Source organism: Flavobacterium sp. (assembly GCF_035760125.1).
Lineage (GTDB): Bacteria > Bacteroidota > Bacteroidia > Flavobacteriales > Flavobacteriaceae > Flavobacterium.
Window position 1 is genome coordinate 1 of record NZ_DASTTN010000463.1, and the last position, 6672, is coordinate 6672.

At 36.9% G+C, this 6672-nt stretch carries 4 protein-coding genes; all 4 read right to left on the reverse strand.

All coding sequences use genetic code 11. The features are described from left to right. Window positions 1–184 precede the first annotated feature (184 nt). Window positions 185–1684, reverse strand: coding sequence for a family 43 glycosylhydrolase (locus VFS71_RS16480; protein WP_326402652.1), 1500 nt, complete (start codon window positions 1682–1684; stop codon window positions 185–187). Between the two features lie 21 nt (window positions 1685–1705). Continuing rightward, window positions 1706–3655, reverse strand: coding sequence for a sialate O-acetylesterase (locus VFS71_RS16485; protein WP_326402654.1), 1950 nt, complete (start codon window positions 3653–3655; stop codon window positions 1706–1708). A 103-nt stretch (window positions 3656–3758) separates the two neighbouring features. Beyond that, complete coding sequence (locus tag VFS71_RS16490) at window positions 3759–5267, reverse strand: cellulase family glycosylhydrolase (RefSeq protein WP_326402656.1); 1509 nt, start codon at window positions 5265–5267, stop codon at window positions 3759–3761. 34 nt (window positions 5268–5301) lie between these two features. After that, on the reverse strand, window positions 5302–6672 hold a 1371-nt coding region (locus tag VFS71_RS16495; protein ID WP_326402657.1), incomplete at its 5' end, for a glycoside hydrolase family 3 C-terminal domain-containing protein.

Below are 6672 nucleotides of genomic sequence, written 5' to 3' on the forward strand. Positions count from 1 at the left end.
GAATTTGACTGCATAATTATATGTTTTTAATTTCTTTGTTTTTAACGCAATCTTGGTCGCGTGAGGGATAGGAACTAGCTACCGAAGTAGCGTGAATAGCCCGACCGCATCCCGATAAAAGGGCGTATAACCGCAAAGAGAATCTGCCCTTTTATCGGGATGTGGTCACGCCCAAAGTTATTATTTATTTTGGAGAGTAGACAAAATTTTTGAACGTTACAAAACCATCACCAACAGCAGAAAGACCCAATTTCAAACTCATAAAACCGCTTAGCACATTATGATTGAAAGAACTTACCTCGGCTGAGTTTTCGATTTTTAACCAATCCTTTCCATCGATGCTGTAAAACATATTTACTGTTTGCTCCTTTTTTTCTAATCGTAAAAACAAGTGTCTTTTATTCACTCCCTTTTCGGTAGGGAATTGCCAAACTCTGAGAATCGCCATAATATTTTCTTTATCGAAAGCGATACCAGTAAATAATTTAGTGTCGTAGAAAAGAACCAGTCCAGCCGATGCGTTACCTTCTATTTCAACTTCAACATCGGCTGTGTATGAATGGTCAGAAGGCGTGCATAACAAGGGTGAACTTTGACCGATCCCTGTTCCCTTTCCTTTGATTTTAATTCCTTTGGAAGAAAATGTGGTTCTTTGAGAATCATACTCATCAAAAAACTGCCATTGAGGATTAAGTTTCGTTCCTGTAAAAGTATCTGAAAGTGTGAAATCACTTTTTATGGATTGACCTGCTGGTTTTTTTATTTCATCTTCGGTTTTGATGCCTTCTTTCATTTTGAACCAGCCATCGGAAGTCCATTCTATGGGTTGTAAAAGCGTCTGGCGCCCCATATTGTAATAACCGTTTTCATAACCATGAAAAACCACCCACCAGTTCCCTTTTGCGTCATCTATAATGGAGGCGTGGCCTTTTGACCACCATTTTTCGGAACTGTCATTTGTTCTAATGATCGGATTATTAGGTGCGTTTTCCCAAGGACCAAAAGGCGATTTTGAACGAGCCGAAATTACCATATGGCTAGTTGCAGGTCCTGCTGTTCCTCCTTCGGCAACGGTTAGGTAATAATAATCTCCTCTTTTAATCATTTTTGGTCCTTCCAGACAAAAACATTCTATCGACCAATCTCTTGGTATTTTCCAACCATCATAGGCGTGTGTAGCTTTTCCTGTTACTGAAAGCCCATCCTTGGAAAGAGGCACATAACTTCCGTCACTGAAATAAATAAAACGATTTCCTTTATCATCAACAAAATGTCCTGGGTCAATACTTCCAATTTTTAGATCAATTGGATCACTCCATGGGCCATTTATAGTATCTGCCCAAACGACATAATTAGTGTTATTGGCAGGGAAATAGATATAAAATTTGTTGTTGTATTTAACCAAATCCGGAGCCCACACCGAACCCACACTTTTCTTTAATGCATGAGTGACTGGCTTCCAATTAATTAAATCCTGGGAAGTCCAAATAAGCAATCCCGGATAATAATTGAAAGAGGAATGTACAATATAATAATCTTCCCCATCCCTGATTATTGATGGATCAGGATAATCTCCTGCAAAAATTGGATTGCTGTACGATTCCTTATTTTGCGAGGCTTTTTGTTGCTGTGCGTTGATGACAAGCGACATAAAAAATATGAATAATAGAATTAATTTCTTCATCCTGAATTTTACTGGTTACAATTATTTGCTGACATTATATTTTTCATTAGCCGTTATCATTTCCCAATTATCAGTTCTGAAAGGAGATGCAGGGAAATTTTCTTTATTGAAAAGATTGATTTCGGTATCATCATCTGCCCAACCGTAATGAACGGCAACTGGATTTGTAACAATTTCGCTGGAAACGATTACTTTATTGTCTATAATAATAGCTTTGGCAGGATAAAAAACTTTATCGGCTCCTGCAACTTCAAAACCTTTAAGATTTTCAGTTTTATCTGTTGTTGACAATCCGCTTCCAATAGATGCAAAGCTTAAAGAAATTTGTTTTCCTTTGATTTCCATTGCCTTGTACATTGGACCACTGCAAACTTGTTTTTTACCATAAACATCGTTCAAGGCAATTGATGCTAAACGTTTTGCAACATCTTGCTTGTTTTTTGGATGAATATCTTTTGCATTTCCAATATCGGTAGTTACTGCCATTCCTGTGTTTGGCACTTTCAAGGTTTCGGTTTGTGCTTCGCGAAGTTCTGCCCAACGACTACCTTTTTTGCTATTCCCGCCAAATTCATCAAAGGTTGACAACTGCACAAAATAGAAAGGAAAATTACCTTGATTCCATTTGATTCTCCAATCCGTAATCATCAATGGGAAAGCTTTTTTGTATTGATTGGCTCTCCAAACATTGGCTTCTCCCTGATACCATAAAACCCCTTCAAAAGCATACGGAATTAATGGATTTACCATTGCATTGTACAACAACGAAGGGTAACTATTGGGAGATACGGCAATTTTTACCTGTACCACATTAAATTTCCATAGTCCGTCAAGTGGCAAATTGGAATCTTTGAAATCGATTTTCAAATCAGCTGGGTCACCGTAAATTCCGCCACCGCCTGTATAATCGGCAATTCGAACTGCAATTACGTTCGTTCCTTCTTTCAAAACATCGACAGGTATTTTATAGACTCTTTTGGTTTCCCAAATGTTATTGGTTCCTACCAGAACACCATTAACATACGTTACATCTTCATCGTCCACTTTGGACAAATATAAAACGGCTTCTTTTTTGGCTTGTTCAGCCGATAAAACAATAGTTTTTCGCATCCAAACCACGCCATCAATGTTTCCTATTTGCTGGTTTTCCCACAGCGAAGGCACTTTTATCTCAGGCCAATTGGCATCGTTAAAATTCAATTCTTTAAAATGATTCTCATTGTCCATTGTCACTTCAAAGCCTTGAATTTTTTTTATATTGTCTAAAAGTGATTTTTTGTAAGTTTCAAAAATGGCATCCATATCTACCGAAGGCACACCGGCAATCATATCCTTGAATTCATCACTTTTTTCGAATGCTTCACGGCTCGTCCAGGTTTCTACACAAGTTCCACCCCAAGACGTATTGATGATTCCGATTGGGATTTTTAATTCGGCATATAATTTTTTAGCAAAATAAAAGCCAATAGCTGTAAAATTGCCAACTGTTTCTTTACTGCTAACTTCCCATTTCCCCGCTTTTAAATCATCTTTTGGAGTACCGCTTAAATCTTGGGCTACTCCAAAATGACGAATCATAGGATAATTTGAATCGCTGATTTCTGTTTGAGAATTCATCGTTTTATTCACCTGAAACTCCATGTTGGATTGTCCCGAGCAAATCCAGACTTCGCCGACTAACACATCTTTGATGACAATTTTGTTTTTCCCTGTAATAGTTAATTCAAAAGGTCCTCCTGCTTTTTCAGCATTTAAACTCACCATCCATTTGCCAGTTGCATCTGTTGTGATCGTTTTGGTTTGCTTATTAAAATGAACCTCAACTTTTTCATTGGCGTCAGCCCAACCCCAAACTGGAATTGTTTTGTTGCGTTGCAACACCATTCCGTCAGAAAACAACAAAGGCATTCGGACATTAGCATTTGCCAATATGCAGGCCATCAAAAAAAGAAATACAATACTTTTTTTCATTTTTTATAATTTAAAAAAAGTTTCTAAGTCACTGAGATTCTAAGATACTGAGTCTTAACAAAACTTAGAATCTTAGAATCTCAACAACTTAGCGACTCTAAAGTTACTTCAATCCATCTTGCAAAGCAGTTAATGCTTGCTGATCATAAATTGTATTATTGGTTCTATCAAATAAAGACATTGTATTTACTCCTAAATTTCCAGCATCCCAGTAAAAAGGAATTAAACCATTAACTTTTGACTGTTTTACAACATATTTTAAAAAGGCAGCTCTTGATTTTAAATGCAACGTTAATGCATCACCAGTTAAATTACGTCTGATTGCTCCAAATTCTCCTAAAATTACTGGAATACCTTTACTTACAAATTGTGTTTTCATAGAAAGGAAAAATTTATCTACATCAGCTTCTTCTCCCCAAGTAGGATTATGTGCGGTGTCTGTAGTGGAGTGATTTCCTTCTCCCCAATAGTAAAACATTTTACCCCAGTCCGCATCTTTATCCATAAGGCAAAATTGATAAGGATAGAAATGAACCTCAGCCATCATTCTATTAGCCACTTTATCTGTTGGTAAAGTAGTCATTAATGTATTTGTTTTTTCTATATCTGTTGATGGTCCCTGAATGATTAAGTTACGGTATGCATTTTTCCCTCCAGTTGAACGAACCGCATCAATAAATGTTTGGTGATAGGATTTCAAAACTGCCATTTGAGTAGCATTTTCAACATTAGGTTCATTGGCACTGGCAAAAAGCAAATGCTCATCGAAATCGCGAAAATTGGTTGCTATTTGTTCCCAAAATGCTTTTTGTTTGGCATTATTAGCTTCTTTTTTTTCTTCAGTACAATTGTTTTCCAGCCATCCGCCGTCCCAATGGATATTAATGATGACATACATATCATTGTCAACACAATATTGCACTACTTCTTTTACTCTAGCTAACCTTGCTGCAGTGATTTGTGCTGTTGTGGCATTGGCAAACTGATTCCAAGAACAAGGGATTCGTATAGCATTAAATCCATTTGCTTTAACTAAATCAATCAAGGCCTTAGTAACACTTGGATTCCCCCAAGCTGTTTCGCCTCCAGGTGTGGCCTCCAAAGTGTTTCCAATATTCCAGCCCAATTTAATTTTGGCAGCCAGTTCTACAGCACTACTTGACATTCCTGTTGCGTCATCAGCAATTGGATTAGTGTTATAACTAGGATACAAACCCGTAACGGCACCGGTACCTGCAGCTTGTGAAACTAAAATTTGCACTGATTCAGCTTCGCTAGAACTTATAGTTACTGTGGCAGTTCTAGCAGCTGTAGTTGTGTTTTCTAAAGCCGTAATTGCTACTAAACTAGTTCCATTCATTCCCGAAGTTTTACTTAATTTAATCCAATCAGCGGTTGAAGAAATAGTCCATGTCTTAGTATCAGTTGTAACCGCAACACTGGCAGAATTTCCTTTGGCAACAAAATCTATCTTATTAACATCTGTTGTAAGCGTTTTCGTTTCTGGTTTTGTTTCCTCTGGAGTTCCATTATCTGAGCTACAGCCTACAATACTTAAAAAAGCAAAGCATAGAAAAAAAATAAATCCATATTTTTTAATCTTGTTATTCATAATAGTTTTGTTATTGGTTAATTAATAGCAATTGTTATTTTATGGTAACATCAATTTTATTTTTAATATCACGAGAAGAACTTCCAACATTCAAAGTATATTTTCCTGGCTCAACAGTCCACTTTTTGGTTTCAACATTGTAATAAGCCAATTCTTTTACTGGAACTTTAATCGTCACTGTTTGAGAATTTCCAGCTTTAACCAATACTTTTTGGAATCCTTTCAATTCTTGGGCAGCACGGGTAATTTGTGAATCCGATTTAGAAGCGTACAATTGAACAACTTCCTTTCCATCTACTTTACCAGTGTTTTGAACCGTTACTGAAACTGCAATTGTTTCATCGGCTGTGTATTCTTTTTTATCTATTTTAGCATTATCGAAAGCAAAAGTGGTGTATGACAATCCGTATCCAAAAGGATAAAGAGGTTCAATTTTTTTCGTATCAAACCAACGGTATCCAACTAAAATTCCTTCCGCATAGTCAACAGTTTTCCCTCCAGGGAAGCTGTTTGTAGCGTGTGCTGGCGAATCCATAATATTTTTTGGCATTGTCCAAGGTAATTTCCCGGAAGGATTTACTTTTCCTAACAATACATCTACCAAAGCATTTCCTCCTTCAGAACCATTGAACCAGCTCCAAACTAAAGCATTCGTTTTTTTACCTATTTCATCAATATCAAAAGGTGCGCCAGCAACCATAACCACAATGGTTCTTGGGTTTACAGCCAATACTTTTTGAATTAATTCTTCCTGTCCGAATGGTAATTTTAGACTTCTACGGTCAGAAGCTTCAGTTTCATAATCACGATTGGAACCTGCAAAAACAATTGCAACATCAGAATTTTTAGCTGCTTCTATGGCTTCCTGTAATTTAGCAGGGTCTAATTGGTCAATGGTTACAGGACCATTCATTGTAATATCCCCTAATTTCCCAACCTTTTTTTCTTCATAACGCTCTAAATATCCTTCGGCATAGTTGATTTTGATTGAGCTTGGTAATTTGCTTTTTAATCCGTCCAAAGGTGTAACCTCTCTTTTTGTTTTAACTCCTGCACCAAATCCACCCAAGGCATTTTTCTTGGTTGCATTATTTCCAATTACTGCAATGGATTTCACACCATCCAATTTTAAAGGCAATGCATTGTTCTCGTTTTTCAACAAAACAACCGATTCTGTTGCTATTTTGTAAGCATCTTGGTAATGAGCTTCGGTTGCAATGCTTCCCTTAACGCGGTCTTTACCTCCCATTGCTTTCACTTGAAATAAGACTCCTAATATTCTTTTTACGTGTTTATTAATTTCGGTTTCTGAAATTTCTCCAGCTTTAACAGCGGCTATTAATCTATCGGCCAAGAAAAATTCGTTGAACTTTGTTGTAGGCGTTCCCATTTCGATATCCAAACC